General features: G+C 34.1%; 16 protein-coding genes. 7 read left to right on the top strand and 9 right to left on the bottom strand.

Features of this window, described 5'->3' with window-relative positions; all coding sequences use genetic code 11:
* Nucleotides 1–234 precede the first annotated feature (234 nt).
* Together ASM33_RS07755 and recF are read right to left on the bottom strand one after the other, a co-directional pair.
* Nucleotides 235–762 (bottom strand): hypothetical protein, encoded by a 528-nt coding sequence (locus ASM33_RS07755; protein WP_110409674.1) that lies wholly within the window; start codon nt 760–762, stop codon nt 235–237.
* Between the two features lie 214 nt (nt 763–976).
* Entirely contained in the window at nt 977–2,050 is a 1,074-nt protein-coding gene (gene recF / locus ASM33_RS07750; protein ID WP_110409675.1) for a DNA replication/repair protein RecF, read from the bottom strand.
* Nucleotides 2,051–2,274: 224 nt separating this feature from the next.
* Between recF and ASM33_RS07745 the strand changes: the two genes are divergently transcribed.
* On the top strand, nt 2,275–3,204 hold the full coding sequence (locus ASM33_RS07745) for a molecular chaperone DnaJ (protein WP_110409676.1): 930 nt from the start codon (nt 2,275–2,277) through the stop codon (nt 3,202–3,204).
* Here the strand turns inward: ASM33_RS07745 and ASM33_RS07740 are convergent.
* Nucleotides 3,189–4,622, bottom strand: a complete 1,434-nt coding sequence (locus ASM33_RS07740; protein ID WP_179947420.1) for a bifunctional folylpolyglutamate synthase/dihydrofolate synthase — start codon at nt 4,620–4,622, stop codon at nt 3,189–3,191. The genes ASM33_RS07745 and ASM33_RS07740 overlap by 16 nt on opposite strands.
* Nucleotides 4,619–5,221 (bottom strand): MlaC/ttg2D family ABC transporter substrate-binding protein, encoded by a 603-nt coding sequence (locus ASM33_RS07735; protein WP_110409677.1) that lies wholly within the window; start codon nt 5,219–5,221, stop codon nt 4,619–4,621. Before ASM33_RS07735 ends, ASM33_RS07740 begins: the two co-directional genes overlap by 4 nt.
* Nucleotides 5,222–5,337: 116 nt before the next feature.
* On the opposite strand from ASM33_RS07735, the gene ASM33_RS07730 reads away from it, so the two are divergent.
* The gene (locus ASM33_RS07730) at nt 5,338–5,850 is read left to right on the top strand and encodes a DNA-3-methyladenine glycosylase (RefSeq protein WP_110409678.1); all 513 of its coding nucleotides are present in this window, start codon (nt 5,338–5,340) and stop codon (nt 5,848–5,850) included.
* Nucleotides 5,851–5,853: 3 nt separating this feature from the next.
* Here ASM33_RS07730 and ASM33_RS08425 read toward each other — a convergent pair whose 3' ends face one another.
* The 3 genes from ASM33_RS08425 to ASM33_RS07720 all read right to left on the bottom strand — a co-directional run bounded on the left by ASM33_RS08425 (nt 5,854) and on the right by ASM33_RS07720 (nt 7,418).
* A complete protein-coding gene (locus ASM33_RS08425) occupies nt 5,854–6,018 on the bottom strand; it encodes a hypothetical protein (RefSeq protein WP_157956396.1) in 165 nt (54 codons plus the stop codon).
* A 45-nt stretch (nt 6,019–6,063) separates the two neighbouring features.
* Nucleotides 6,064–6,933: a hypothetical protein gene (locus ASM33_RS07725; protein ID WP_110409679.1), complete on the bottom strand. Its 870-nt coding sequence runs from the start codon at nt 6,931–6,933 to the stop codon at nt 6,064–6,066.
* Between the two features lie 119 nt (nt 6,934–7,052).
* Complete coding sequence (locus ASM33_RS07720) at nt 7,053–7,418, bottom strand: glutaredoxin (protein WP_110409680.1); 366 nt, start codon at nt 7,416–7,418, stop codon at nt 7,053–7,055.
* 69 nt (nt 7,419–7,487) lie between these two features.
* Here ASM33_RS07720 and ribF point away from each other — a divergent pair, with 69 nt between their 5' ends.
* From ribF to ASM33_RS08555, 5 genes are all read left to right on the top strand, one after another.
* Complete coding sequence (gene ribF / locus ASM33_RS07715; protein WP_110410546.1) at nt 7,488–8,414, top strand: riboflavin biosynthesis protein RibF; 927 nt, start codon at nt 7,488–7,490, stop codon at nt 8,412–8,414.
* Nucleotides 8,411–8,881: a signal peptidase II gene (lspA, locus tag ASM33_RS07710; RefSeq protein ID WP_110409681.1), complete on the top strand. Its 471-nt coding sequence runs from the start codon at nt 8,411–8,413 to the stop codon at nt 8,879–8,881. Before ribF ends, lspA begins: the two co-directional genes overlap by 4 nt.
* 79 nt (nt 8,882–8,960) lie before the next feature.
* Nucleotides 8,961–10,304: a M16 family metallopeptidase gene (locus tag ASM33_RS07705; protein WP_110410547.1), complete on the top strand. Its 1,344-nt coding sequence runs from the start codon at nt 8,961–8,963 to the stop codon at nt 10,302–10,304.
* Complete coding sequence (locus ASM33_RS07700) at nt 10,291–11,610, top strand: M16 family metallopeptidase (RefSeq protein ID WP_110409682.1); 1,320 nt, start codon at nt 10,291–10,293, stop codon at nt 11,608–11,610. Before ASM33_RS07705 ends, ASM33_RS07700 begins: the two co-directional genes overlap by 14 nt.
* 145 nt (nt 11,611–11,755) lie before the next feature.
* Nucleotides 11,756–11,911: a GIY-YIG nuclease family protein gene (locus ASM33_RS08555; protein WP_179947419.1), complete on the top strand. Its 156-nt coding sequence runs from the start codon at nt 11,756–11,758 to the stop codon at nt 11,909–11,911.
* A 213-nt stretch (nt 11,912–12,124) separates the two neighbouring features.
* Here the strand turns inward: ASM33_RS08555 and ASM33_RS07695 are convergent, their stop codons facing one another.
* Together ASM33_RS07695 and ASM33_RS07690 are read right to left on the bottom strand one after the other, a co-directional pair.
* Entirely contained in the window at nt 12,125–13,396 is a 1,272-nt protein-coding gene (locus tag ASM33_RS07695) for a Tol-Pal system protein TolB (protein ID WP_110409683.1), read from the bottom strand.
* 9 nt (nt 13,397–13,405) lie between these two features.
* The gene (locus tag ASM33_RS07690; protein WP_110409684.1) at nt 13,406–15,040 is read right to left on the bottom strand and encodes a ribonuclease J; all 1,635 of its coding nucleotides are present in this window, start codon (nt 15,038–15,040) and stop codon (nt 13,406–13,408) included.
* Between the last annotated feature and the right edge of the window lie 116 nt (nt 15,041–15,156).

Here is a 15,156-nt window from a genome sequence, read left to right as displayed (position 1 = left end):
TTGTCGTCGAAGCTCGCCTGCGCTCCTCAAATACATTCGAGTATTCTGTGGTACTCATCTTCACTTCTCCTAAAAATTCCTCATCACAAACAGGTTCTGCAAGAGGTCTAATAAACTACCTTACAACTCTACAAACGTTACAACTTTGAATGCAAAAGTGCGCAAAATGATGTCATCCCTGTAAAAGTCACTCACTGGGATGACAATAGAAGTGCTACTCAAGCAACAGTTGAGCTACGCAGCTTGACATCCAACCGAAGAACAACATTCATTTATTTTCGCAACTATAGGGGATATGATACGTTGCTTTACAGGATCTTTTGCAACTACTGCTATGGTTCCTATTGCAGCACCTGTTAAGGCTGCTGGTGCCATTACAACCATTGCACCAGGAATGAGTGCGCATATACCTGCAGCAAAACCGACACAAGCTGCAGCAATAACACACATTGTCAATACATCTTTAAGAAGCCCTTTCAAAGCATCTTTGATAAATAAATCATTAGCAAGTTTAACAGCTTCAGGATTAACATTCGGATGTTCTTGCATCATTTTATCGAAGGCTTTACTCTCCTTATAATATTCATATGCAGTAAATAATATTATAGGAACAGCAGCAATAATTGCTCCCATAAGTAAAGGTGACAAAGGTAGACAACTTAGTCCCAAACCTATAGCACTTCCCATTATCAAACCTGTTGGTATTCTCTTACCATAATATATTGAATATTCTTTTAAACGTTCTTTAGTTTCTTGTTTCATATAATCTCCTTAATATTTAATTAATACTTTGATATTATCATTTCTACTCTAGGTTGTCAAGCTATCTGCCCATAAAGCCATTGCTGTCATCCAATATTTGAATGGCACAGGTATGTATCTAACGTCTTTTTGTCTTGAGGTTTATTTGTAAGGTTTCGTATTATCTCTCATATATCATCATTACACTTTGCAATTGTATGCTTAGCAATTTTCACTATAGCAGATCAAAAAACTTAAAAGAAGTACTGTAATCATTAAAATTGTCTTTATTGACATCAGTTATCCAAGTTTGACATTGAATACTGAGCACCTCCTCAATTAATGCTTTTCTGTAGTGCTTATCCAGATGAGACATTATATCGTCCAGCAAAAGAAGTGGTGCTTTATTGTGATGAATACACCTTGCTTTTACACTGGACAAGATAATGGAAAGCAGTAACAACTTTTGCTCTCCTGTAGAGCACAGGTTTATTGGCACATCTCTTTTTTGACAAAGAACCTGAAAGTTGTCATTATGCACACCGAAATTTACTCTACCAGTTAAAGAGTCTTTGTATCTATTTTGCTTTAGACGACTCTGACAATCTTCTATAGTATCATGCGAATTTAGCTGGCTATTGAACTTTAAATTTGCCTTCGGGAAAGATTCAGTTGAATTGTTATTAATTGTATCTTGTAATATCTTTAGAACAGATAACCGCATGTATAAAATGTTAACTGCATTAATAGCCATTACACTTTCGAGACTAAAGAGCCAATTTTCATCTAGAATATTTTCTCTTAAAAGTTTGCTCCTTTCACGCTTAGCTTTTCTATATTGCATGTAGCAGCAAGTGTAATCTTCTTCAAATAGTGAGGCTATACGATCTAAAAACTTCAGCCTATCACTTGGAGAATTAAGCAGTATCTGATCCATTTGCGGAATCAGCCAAATTACATTAGATATTTTGTATATAGAAGAATGATTTGGTTGCGTTTTCCCATCAATCTGAATCAGTTTCTTGTTAAAACTCTTTGCGATGCCAATAGAGTTAAAATTCGCTCCATTAAAAAAATCATAATGAACTGCCCAATCTTTATTACTGAATCTATTTTGCATTTCACTCGCTTTTGCTTTTTTCATCCCATTGCTCTTAGCAAGCAAAGAGATTGCTTCAAGTATATTGGTTTTTCCAATACCATTTTTACCAATTATGAGAGCTGAGTGATCGTCTGAGTTCAATTCAAAATCTGAATGGTTACGAAAATTATATAATTTCAACTTTTTTATGTAGCAGTGAGTAACCATTATCTTTCTATATTATACTCAATAGGCTTTTTGTATAACTGTTTTTTGAGAAAAATGGGTTAATAAAAAGCTTAGCGAAAATTCTCCACAGCAAGATCTCTAGCTAGAAACAACAAACCACAGATTAGTATGGTTTTTATATTTGGGTAGAGTCTTTTGATGGAATAGTTGACTTAATTTGGCATATATACCATACTAAACATAGGTTAATTTGTGGGTGTTATATGGGCTATAAACTAAGCAAAAAAGAATTTAATTATTATTCACCACAATTTACAGGGTTACGTATTAGCAAAGAAAGCATTGTAGGTTGTAATTACTTGGAAGCATCAAAACTAATACATCAACAATATAAAAGGTTAGCGTCTGAATTTCATTCAGATAAAACAAAAGGAAGTGATGAGCCAATGAAGGCAATTAACAGATATAAGACAGAGCTTTTAAAATACATTAAGCCGTTAAGCAATGGAGCAGGCTTAATTGTTGCATGGGAAACTCAAAGGTACATGCAGCTAGCTCAACAAAATCAGATAAATGGAAACGATAAGCGCACAAAGTATTACTCTATTTTTGGTTTAGTAAATTTATTCTTAGGAATCTCATTACTAGCATCATACATTTACTTAGCAATTAAATTATTTAAGGCTGCTAATTTTACTACTACACCTGGGATCTTATTTAGTGCTAGCTTAATCGTAACTGTTGCCTCTTTTATGTTAAGTATATATCTCATTTCCTCCGTAATAAAAAAAGTTGTGGATTTACAAAACCCTGCACAAGGACAAGGTGAAAATTTAACGCCAGAAGACATAGAAGAAGCGCTACAAAAAGAAATGTCTGAATACAAGTTTTCAATTTTCGTTTCTCAATATACACCTTACCTTTCTTGTGCTTTATTAGTGGCTGGTTTGGGATTACAATATCAATCTGGTTGTATGGACAGCAAGGTGCTTGTTGGACTCGCTGCGGTATTAGGGTGTATGTTAATAGCGAAGTTAGCAATTGAAATTTATGAAAGAAAAGTTCTAGAAGTTGTCAAAACTGAAGGCATAGGTCCTGAGCAAAGAGTGCCTCTAGCGATGTTAACCGAACATCCAAGCAGTAGTATAAATCCAGATGGTACTTTTCACGTCTCAGCTCATGGAGTGGTTTGATTATTCTCCATAGCGAGGTCTCTAGCTAGAAATAACGAACCACAGATTAGTATGGTTTTTATATTTGGGATAGGGGCTTTTAATATGTGGTTTGATATGGCATCGCCAATTGATTCACATTGAGCGACTTTTATCCCTATATCATCGGCTTTTTCTTTAATCAAACTTGTATTTGTTGCATTGGGTTCTGATTTTACACAAACTGCACACAATAGTTTTATGTAAGGCTTTAAATGTTTCAAAAATTCTTCTACATTTCTGTTACGAGTAACGCCAAAAATTGCATAAACACCTTCAGCAAAATTATCCCTTACCCATTCAGATAAGACCCTAGCGCCATCATTGTTGTGTGCACCATCCAAAAATAGTTTCCAGCCTTTTGGTAATAAAGAAATTAATTTCCCTTCTCTTATGTGCTCCAGCCTTGCAGGCCAATAAGTATGCTGCAAACCTGAAACAATATCCTCTTCTCCAATATCAAATCCATATTTCCCACTCAAAATACTACATGCTGCAATAGCATTTCCTGAATTAATCACCTGATGATCACCCTTTAAAGATGGCAAAGGAAGCTCTATTGATTGAGCAGAAGTTTGGAAAATCATTCGAGCTGGTGTCATTCCAGCGCGTGACGCTGGAATCCATATATCTTTTTCCTGGATCCCAGTATCAAGTACTGGGATGACAGATGATCGTTTGGTAACAGATGGTCCTTTTGCAACAGATGGTTGTTTAATAACAGATAGCTGTTTACTGCAATTCCACTCAAACCCCCCTCTATACAAAGGGGATTTTTTATCTATTGAATGGGACTCTAGTACATTCATTATAGATGTTTCTTGAGGTGCTATTACACAAGAAACATTGGGTTTCATTATTCCAGCTTTTTCACCTGCTATAATTTCTATAGTAGGGCCAAGATATTCAGTATGGTCCAGTGCAATGGAAGTGATAATTGTTAAAATCGGATTATCTATAACATTTGTTGCATCAAGCCTGCCACCCATGCCAGACTCAATCAAGCTAATATCGGCTTTATGACGAGAAAAAGCTAAAAAAGCTGAAATCGTTGCAGCTTCAAATAAAGTGATAGGCTGCTCTGCAACTGCTGCACGGCATTCTTCTAACAAGCTATATAGCTCATCATCATCAATATAGCTACCGGCTACCACTATCCTCTCGTTAAAATTTACTAAATGAGGGGAAGTGTATGTGTGCACCTTATACCCTGCTGCTTGCATTATATATCTTATAAATGAAAGCGTTGAGCCCTTTCCATTAGTTCCAGCTATGTGAACTACAGGTGGCATTTTTTTCTCTGGGTTACCTAATTTACTTAAGAAACTTTTCATGCGGTCAAGAGAAAAGTCTTTTGGCCTGCTACCAAGTGGTTTAGGCCAATGGGGCATGTATATCATAGATCATTATTGCACTTTAATTCTTCTATCACATCTGCTATTCCGTATGTATCAATTTTTTCACTAAATTGAGAGCGCTGATTAATAGAAATACTTACACCACTCATGACAACATCACTTATTAGAAATAAATTGTCATTTTCAGCAACTTTAAAATCAATATTTGTGAACTCTTCATCACCGTAAGAAAACCTTGTGCTCACCAAACAAGTTTGATCGTCACTTGCTCTTGCACTCATTATTGTCATTTCACTATCATTCATATATTTATATAAGATCTGAGTACAAAGACGTGTAAGATACACCTCATACTCTCTTAAAAAATCTTCCTTTTCTTTCTGCTTAGCTAAAGACCAATGTTTTCCTATAACGAATCGCGATATCCCTTTTAGGTTAACATTATCTCGGATCACGCCCTGAAGAGTTTCATATACGTATTCTCGGTTTTTTTTATTTTTCTTTATAGATATGTTATCAACTTGTTGCTTCATGGCACGCACAAAAGTTTTGTGGCCTGCACAGCCAGCTGGTTCCTTTGTGTAAGCACTTGAAGAAGTAATGACAAAAATAATAATAACTAAGATTTTTATAACATTCATAAGGTATATTTTATTGACCATAGTATATCAAATCCCAAATTTAATAAAGGTTATTAGTTTTATCTCTCGTTTTTTGTGGCATAAGCTATATTTAGACGTACAAACTTATGTTATTAATGAACAACGATATAATATTGCCAAGAGATTTTTATAAGCGTCCCACATTAATTGTAGCTGGAGAGTTGCTCGGGAAAACTCTCAAATTTTCTAACTTTAGTGGGATCATAACAGAAGTTGAAGCTTACATAGGAATGGATGATCCAGCTTGTCATGCAGCAAGGGGCTATACTAAGCGAACCTCAGTTATGTTTGGTATGCCAGGGTTTTCATATGTGTATTTTATATATGGAATGTATTACTGTTTAAATATTGTAACAGAAGAAGAAGGATTTCCAGCAGCAGTATTAATACGTGGAGCGAAACTTGTTGAACCACTTGAAGCAAATTTAAATGGCCCAGGAATATTGTGCAAAAGGTTAAGTATTACAAAAGAACATAATGAGCAAGATTTAACCATAAATCATGAATTTTGTGTTTACAAATCTCACTTCAAACCAAATTATATTTGCACTCCAAGAGTAGGGATTAGCAAAGGCCAAGAGAAATTTTGGCGGTTTAAGGTGGTATAAAGATTACATATGCAATTTATTAGACTTCTTTCGAAACTCTACTTCTGTGGGCAATTGTGTTGTCACTCCGGTACTCAAATCCTCATGTATGTCTAATACACTCTGGTTTTCCGCTCCGTGTGCTCCTAGCACTTGCCTCTCATAAGCGAGTTTCGAAAGAAGTCTCATTAGATATATATACAGACGTTAATTTAGAGCCCTCCTCATAACGTCTTAGTGGAACTTAACAAGTTTATCTATAGTTTTAGTGATAATTCTTGGAGTATCCGGAGAAACTTCTGAGCTCAGCCTATTTAATTGCTCTATAGCACACTTACTATCTTCACTTGCTATAAAATCATATAAAATATTTTCTATGCCCTTAGTAATATTTTCATGCTTTCTCAGAGGATGGTTATGTGGATACCTATTTATGGTCTTTATACTAGAGTATTCAACAAAGGCCTGATCTTTAAATGCAAGTTGTCTGAGCCGCTCTTTAAGCTTTTCTTCTTCCTCGTTCGCTAATAAGCAGGATTTTATCAGTAAGCTTACAATCGAATTTATAGTTTGTTGTATTGCAGAATGCACTACAACTTCAATATCACTTTCTTTTACTACACAATCATACATACTCTTTTCGCTCTTTAGTAGCTCCATAAATGTTTTACTATTTTGCGAATTCAGTTCTAAATTATCTGCGCTCATAGGAGTGATGATAAAAGTATTCTTATTTACTCTGATGTTAAACTGTGGAGAGCCTTCAAAAAAGGAAAATGCCAGATCTTTAGACTCAAGTGTGCTCCATGCAACAAAAAGAGCTTGTGCTATAACGCTGCTTGGAACATTCATTCCATGTTTGCTTAAGTGATGTAATATATTTTCAACATCATGATATGTAAAGTTTGTATCTTTTAGCAATTCAACAATCTCTATCTCATTATGTTGTTTATAACCTATCTTCACTTCTTCTGTGAAAAGTGTCCTAGCTGCTATATGTTTATCAAGAACTGTGAAAATCTTGATGAAATTTTCTAAATCTTGTTTGTTAACTAATTCAATAGTAATCAAATTTCTACTATTGATTGAAATATTTTTTATCATTTTTTCCTCATCTAAAAAAATTTACTAAATGAATTGTATTTTTAATTCGTTAAGTTTTTCTTAAAGTGAGCATACTGATTCTTTGTTCGCGCATTACGCGATAAAAATTAAGATAAAAACTACATCAAATCGTCATCTGAGATAGGATATTCTCCACATTCATGATATTCCATATCATTGTGTGGATTAGTTGTTAGACCAAGTTTATTATAACTATCACTTAACATATCATCCAATTTTCCTTCCCTTTCAAGATCCATCAATTTGTCGCTTCCTGCAATGTGATCTATATAGTTGCCATTTTCATCAGCAATAAAGATCTGAGGTACTGTTCTAACATTATACGTTGATTTTATGACATTAAATGAATCTGAATTTTTAAGCACATCAATTTCTTCATACTTCACACCTTTTTTATCTAGTAAATCCTTTGCCCTTATGCAGTATGGACAGCCCTTTTTTACATATATAACAACATTTTTCACGATTTATCTCCGCAGTTTATTAAATTATAGTTATTATATATAAAAAATATGTATAAAACATCAAGTTCTATGAAAATTATTTATGATTCTGAGCAAGGGATAGGAAGTAATATAGTATTAACCTTCGGAAATTTCGATGGAGTTCATTTAGGTCATACACTTGCAATTTCTACTGTAAAAAAGATAGCACAAGAAAAAGGATTGTCTTCTGCAGTTTTAACTTTTGAGCCTCACCCATCAACTGTTTTAGCTAACAAAAATAACTTTAGATTGATAGAGCCAGAGCAAAAAAAGGAGCTAATCAGCAGCTATGGTGTTGATTATTTATACATTATTAATTTCAATGAAGATTTTTCTCAAATTAGCTGTGATGACTTTATCAGTAAGATTTTGATAGGCAGGTATAATGCTAAACACATAATTGTTGGTGATAATTGTACTTTTGGCCATAAACGATCAGGCAACATACTGACTCTAAAGAAATATTCAGAAATGTATGGGTACTCTCTGACTAAATTGGAACCATTGATTATTGATGATAAAATTTGCTCTTCTTCGTCAATTAGAGAATATGTACAAACAGGTGGAATAGAAGTTGCTAATAAATTGCTTGGCAGACCTTATCAAGTTTCTGGTATCGTAACAAAAGGGGCTTGTAGAGGTAGAGAAATAGGATTTCCAACTATAAATATTCCTATAGAAGATTGTATGATAAAACCAAAATTTGGTACATATTATGCAAGGGTGGCACTTTCTGATGATAATTGGCTATATGGAGTAGTCAATGTCGGCATGAGACCTACATTCAAAGATCTAAAAAAACCCATAATAGAAATGCATATATTTGACTTCAATCAAGATTTGTACGACCGTAAAGTCAAGATACAACTTTTAAAATTCATAAGGCCAGAAAAAAAATTCCATAGCGTGGATGAATTAACAAAGCAAATAAATTATGATATACTTAATGTTTATCAGCTAAAGGCAGATTTATGAGAAAATTATGCTTCATTATTATACTAATCATGGTATTAACTGATCAGGCGAGCAAGCTATACATCAATTCATTGATTGATGAAGAGGGATTTATTGAAATTTGTAGTTTTATAAAGTTAGTTGAAGTTTGGAATGCTGGCATTAGTTTTGGGATGTTTAGCACTTTACCATATAGTGACATCCTTTTTTCTATATTTTCAATACTAATAACTGGTGTACTTGCATATTTAATATACAAGTCAAATGATAAATTAACCTGCCTTGGTTTTTCTTTTATGATTGGCGGAGCAGTCGGAAATGTGGTTGATAGGATCTATTGGGGAGCTGTATATGACTTCATATATTTTCATATTGATGATTGGTATTGGCCAGCTTTCAATCTAGCCGATGTATATATAGTATCTGGAGCTTTTATCATGCTATATAAATCTTGGGATGATATGCGTCTTGCTAAACAAAGTAGCTAGAAGTTATTTATTAATAAATATTTAGTATACTGAGCTTCACTAATTGCATATTATAATTGTTACGATATAGGTTAAAATGATGCTTAATAAGTTTTTTAAATTCCTTTTATTCGCTGTAATTTCTTTCAGTTACTCAGCTTTGTTGAAGGCTTCTGATATAAAGCAAAATATCAAACATGCTAAACTGAGTAATGGTTTGGATGTTTACGTTGTTCCCAATCACCGGATTCCAGCTGTTTTACATGCAGTAATATATAAAGTTGGAGGAATGGATGATCCTATTGGTAAAGCAGGGTTGGCCCACTATTTTGAACATTTAATGTTTGAAACTACAGGAAAATTCACAAACATAGAATCCACTATGAGCAGCATCGGAGCTAAATTCAACGCATTCACCACTAAAGAATATACCTGTTATTACGAGTTAGTTCTCAAAAAAGACTTATCCCTGGCAATGGAAGTTGAAGCAGATAGAATGGGTAACTTTAATGTTACTCAGGACAAAGTAGACAGAGAAAAAAATATAGTATTAGAAGAAAGGAAGATGAGATATGATAATCATCCTAATCGTTTGCTATGGGAAGAAATGAATAGTGCATTTTACCGTACTGGTTATGGCAGGTCTGTTATTGGATGGGAAAGCGACATCAAAACTTATAATCAAGATGATATAGCAAAATTTCATGACAATTATTATCACCCAGGCAATGCAATGTTACTGATTGTTGGTGATATGCAATTTGATGAAGCAGTGAAGCTAGCAAAAGAAAAATATGGTGACATTAAATCTAAACCAGTAATTAGGCATTATCCAAATCACGAGCCAATTCATAATGCTAGTATGGCATTAACTGTTAGAAGCGCTCAGGTAAAAGAACCAGTTTTATATTTTCGCTACCCAGTGCCTTTGTTTGATCATATACATGAAGCTTTTACTGTTGATTTGGCAGTTGATATTTTAGGTAGTGGCAAATCCAGTAAATTATACAATGATTTAGTGCTAGAGAAAGAAATAGCAGTAGAAGTGGATGCTCATTATCACGGGTTGACTTTTACTGATGGTTATATTGATATTGAAATAATACCAAAAAGCGGTGTCGATTTAGACACTGTTGAAAGGGAATTAGAAAATGCTATTAATGGCTTCATGTCTGATGGAATAACTAGTGAAGAATTACAAAGCTCAAAATATAGATATAAAGCAGCACAATTTGATAACTTGTCCAGCTTACAGAACATAGCATTTTTTTATGGTTCGCAGCTAGCACTTGGTGTTCCACTTGATGAAATAGATATTTCATATAGCAAAATAGATGCTGTTAATTTAGATGACACAAACAATAAAATTCGTACTATTTTTTCTGCTAAGAAGTTAATTGGTCGTTTGTTGCCAGAAGGAGGTAATAGTGATGAGGGTAAGTAAAGTTATATTTTTATTTTTTTTATGCTTCAGTTTTAATTTACAAGCAGGTAGCGAACTAAATATAGAGGAAGTTGTTACAAGCAAGGGATTTAAGTTTCTATTCGTTGAAAATCATGACCTGCCAAAAGTTTCGATAAATATCTCATTCAAAGATGCAGGTTATGTGTATGAAAATTCAGAAAAACAGGGCCTAAGCTGGTTTACTTCTCTTGTAATTCAAGAAGGAGCTGGAAAGAACGATGCTAAAAGCTTTGCAAAAAAGCTTGAAGATAAAGGAATAAGGCTGCATTTTAACGCTGATCTAGAAAGTTTTGGGACGTCATTAGAGACTTTGTCTGAAAATTTAGAAGAAGGGATTTCACTATTAACTGATGCTATAATACGTCCTAAAGTTGATTCAGAAGGTTTAAGTAGGGTTTTAGAAATTGCCAAGGTTAATTTTAGTAATCTCGAAAAAAACCCTTATATGCTTGGTGGAAAAGCATTAGATGAATTACTATTTAAAAAGCATCCTTATTCAAAGAGTGTATATGGGACTCTGGATACTATAACAAATATTACTAGGGATGATGTTTTGGCATATGCAAAGCGCAATTTTGCTAAAGACAACATAGTAATAAGTGTTGTTGGCTGCATAAAAAAAGAAGAAATGATGAATTTATTAGATAAATATTTATCTAAATTGCCATCAAAAAGGTCGAAAGTTAAAAAAATACCTATAAAAAATGATTTTGGTTCTGCAGAAAATGGGCATATTTTTATGGATATACCACAGAGCGTAATATTTTTTGCTCAAAAGGGAATAGCTTATGAGGATCCTAATTACTATAATGCTAGTGTCCTAATTAATGCACTTGGTGGTATGGGACTGAATTCAGTGCTGATGAAAGAACTAAGGCAAAATCTTGGAATTACTTATGGTATTAGCGCCTCTATGGCCAGTTACACGCATGCAAATATTATAGCTGGAGGTTTAAGTACCGATTTCTCCACTGCAAGTCAATCCATATCGGCGATAAGAGATACATTGAGCAGGATAAAAAAGGAAGGAATTGATGAACAATTATTTAAAGATACAAAAATCAGTATAGTAAATAATTTTATCTTTTCCCTATCTAATAACGCAAACACATCAGCACTTTTGGATAGTATGCAGGTACGTAACCGCGATATTAATCGTCTAAATAATTTTGCAAGTCTCATTAATGACGTAAAGCTAGAAGAAGTAAACGAACTTGCTAGTTCGTTACTAGATCCTGAAGGTTTATTTTTTGTTGAAGTTGGAAAAAATACTTACAATAAGTAATATTTCTTATTGGTTCATGTCATTCGAGTAGCTGACACAGAGCTGTACGAACATCCCGTAAAACGATAAGATGGGTGCTAAATATCAACCACTGGTGTCATCCCAGTGCTCCGACACTGGGATCCAGTAAGTTTATTCATTATATATGAGAAACTATTATATTTATGTAACTGCAAGTGAGCGTAACGGTACTTCATATATAGGTATAACATCAAATCTAATTAAGCAAATTTGGAAACTTGGTTTGATTGAAGAAGAAAACCAAGATAGGAAAAGTTTATATGATGAAATTATTAAGTAAGAAGACTAGATTCCAGTGTCACGCACTGGAATGACAACACGATTATACGCATTAAACTAGAAGTTCGTACAGTTGTGCGTCACGCACTGGAATGACAAAAACGTGTAGTGTTTTTGAGCGATGCAACAAAGCCGTATGACAGTAAGAGGACTACTCGGATAACAGATGGTTTTGCAAGAAGTCTAGTTTTCTGGTTGATTTTTGAAGCTTATGTTAAAAATAAGACCAATCTGCTAAAGAAGCGTTTGTTGGAGTAGAAACCATTTTTTGATTTTTACTCACTAAATCTACTAAATACAATTTAGAATTATTAAATGATTCTGTTTTTGTAAAAATGATTTCTCTACTATTTGGCAACCACGCTGGAGATTCAATCTTATGTCCTTCTGAAAGCAAACGTTCTTCCTTGCCATTTGGCTTCATAACCCCTATATAAAATTTCCCTGATTGAGTTTTTGTAAAGGCTATTAGATCACCTTTTGGTGACCAAACAGGTGTGGCATATCTTCCACTCCCAAAGCTAATTCTTTTAGGTTTTTTGTTTTTTTTAGTAAAATCAATAATGTACAGTTGCTGACTTCCACTCATATCAGAGCTAAAAACCATATATTTTTGATCTGGAGAAAATGAAGGAGAGGTGCTGATAGCTGAGTTTGTGGTGATTTTTTTTGTACGCTTACTATTTAAATCTAAAGATAATATATTAGTTTCACCACCCAATGAGTGGGAGATTAAAAGAGATTTACCATCAGGAGCAAATCTTGGAGCAGAAATGACCCCTTCAAATGCACTAATGACTGATTCAGTGTTGTGTTTTAAATTTCTCAGTATTATATAGCTTTTTCCATTTGAATATGAGATATAAACAACGCTTTTTCCATTTGGTGAAAACCTAGGTGTTGATACAAATTTATCGCCGTTTGTTAAATATTTTATATTACTTCCATCTTGATTCATAACAGCGATTTTACGTACAGATTTGTCATTGCTATCTTTTTCTTCAGCAATATACGTGATTTTTGTGTTAAAGTGCCCTTTCTCACCAGTCAATCTATCATGTATCGCATCTGAAATACGATGACCAATTTTTCTCCAGTCTTTTGCTGGAAAGATGATTAAGTCATTAAGTAACTCTCTTTTTGTAAAAGTATCTAGTAAACGAAATGATAACTCTAATGCGTTACCAGATATTTCATTTAACTCTACTGTAAGTAGTGTATCACTCTTCCAAGATTTGGATGATCTGATTTCAGTTTCTACACCTCTCTTTACATTAAATACGCCACAATTAGATAAATTTGTCTCAATTATTTTTGTGATACTTTTGATTAATTCACTTTCCAGATCCGTTTTACATGCACACTGAGATATCACAAGACTAATGTTATCAACACTATTTTTTTTTATATCAACATATAAAGCAGCTTTTGCAAAATAAGGAATAAATAACGAAATAAGTAATACTAGCTGAACGAATAGCTTCATTCTTTCATTTTATACCTGTTCTATTTGAACCTCCACTATAGGTCTTTTTAGTAAATATTCCTTTAAGATACCAAATATTGAGCTTTCAATCTTACTTTTAATTTTTTTCGTCTCCTGTAAGCTAAATGCTGCTTCAACTTTCTTGATTATTTCTTTTACAATAGCTGTATCTTCTATTACTTCAAAAACACCAGGTGCAAAGACTTTAGGCCTTACTAATAATTTATTTCTTTTGTCCACAATTGCTGTAACTACAATTACTCCAGCATCTCTCATTCTTGCGCGCATTTTTATAACACTGCTTTCTGGATGACGTAGCAACATGCCATCAATACCGAAGTATTCCACGTCAACTGAATCAACTATTTCTCCGTTCTCCAAATTTACAGCGTCACCTGGTGCAATCATTATTGCTTTTGGTACACCACACTCTTTAGCAAATTTTACGTGTGCCTGCGTGTGAATATACTCACCGTGTACAGGAATAGACATTCTCGGCTTTATTAAAGAGTACATTTCCTTTATTTCTTCTCGTGTTGGGTGCCCAGAAGCGTGGACATGCTCTGTTTTTTCAGTAACAACTTCTACTCCCATCTCAATAAAAGAATTGAGCATATTATGTGCACGAGTTTCATTTCCAGGAATGATTTTTGATGAAAAAATCATTGTGTCACCTTGATGCATTTTAAAGGATTGATGACTCTTATTAGCAAGTCTTGCAGTTGCTGCCAGTGGCTCTCCTTGACAACCAGTGCAGAGCAGCACCAGTTTGTCCCTTGGATAATTCTCTGCTTCTTTTGCTTCTAAAAACTCAGGACAATCGCTTAAATAACCGCTATCTTGTGCAACTTTTACTATTCTCCACAATGATCTGCCAAGCAAAACCACTTTTCTATTTAGTGCTTGTGCGGCTTTAGCTATAGTTTCAATACGTGCTACATTTGAAGCAAATAGTGACACGGCAACCAATTTTTTAGATCGCTTGATTACGTTATAAATATTATTATAAACTCCACCTTCTGACTCAGGATGATGTTTGCTTAATATATTTGTTGAATCACATACTGTTGCAAGTAGATCACCTTTATCACCAATTTCTTTCAAACGCTTAATATTAGAAGTGAGACCAACCACTGGCTCAGGGTCAAATTTCCAATCGCCTGTATGCAGCGCACTACCGACTTCAGTGCTAATTAATATTGAATTTGCCTCTGGAACTGAGTGAGTAATATTTATGAACTCCACAGTAAATGGACCCAAATCTATAGTGCCATTTATATCTACCTCTTTTACAGGCACTTTACCATCGAGCCGAAATTCCTTTAGCTTCTCCTTCAGGAAATTGACCGTAAACTGCGTTGTAAATATTGGGCACTGAAGCTCTTCCCACAGATGTGGAACTGCGCCGCAGTGATCTTCATGTGCATGTGTAATTATTATCCCAAGCAAATCTTTTTTTCTTTGAGCGATAAAATCTACATCAGCGATTAACAGGTCAACGCCTGGCATGGTTTCATCTGCAAAACCAATACCAAGGTCGATCATAATCCACTTGCCTTGGTAATGATACAGGCTAACATTCATCCCAATTCTTCCTACTCCACCAAGTGGGAGAAATAAAAATTCATTTTTGTTTATATTCATTAATCTTAAACTATTAAAATTTGAGGATAGCAAAACTTCTGTTTTAAATAAAGGGATTTATTGTTTTGTTTAATTTTGAGGGCCAAATTTAAAGAACATTAAGCCTACTGCAAAAG

The organism is Wolbachia endosymbiont of Folsomia candida (assembly GCF_001931755.2).
In the GTDB taxonomy this organism is placed as follows: Bacteria; Pseudomonadota; Alphaproteobacteria; order Rickettsiales; family Anaplasmataceae; genus Wolbachia.
This window is presented reverse-complemented; position numbering and strand designations above follow the sequence as displayed.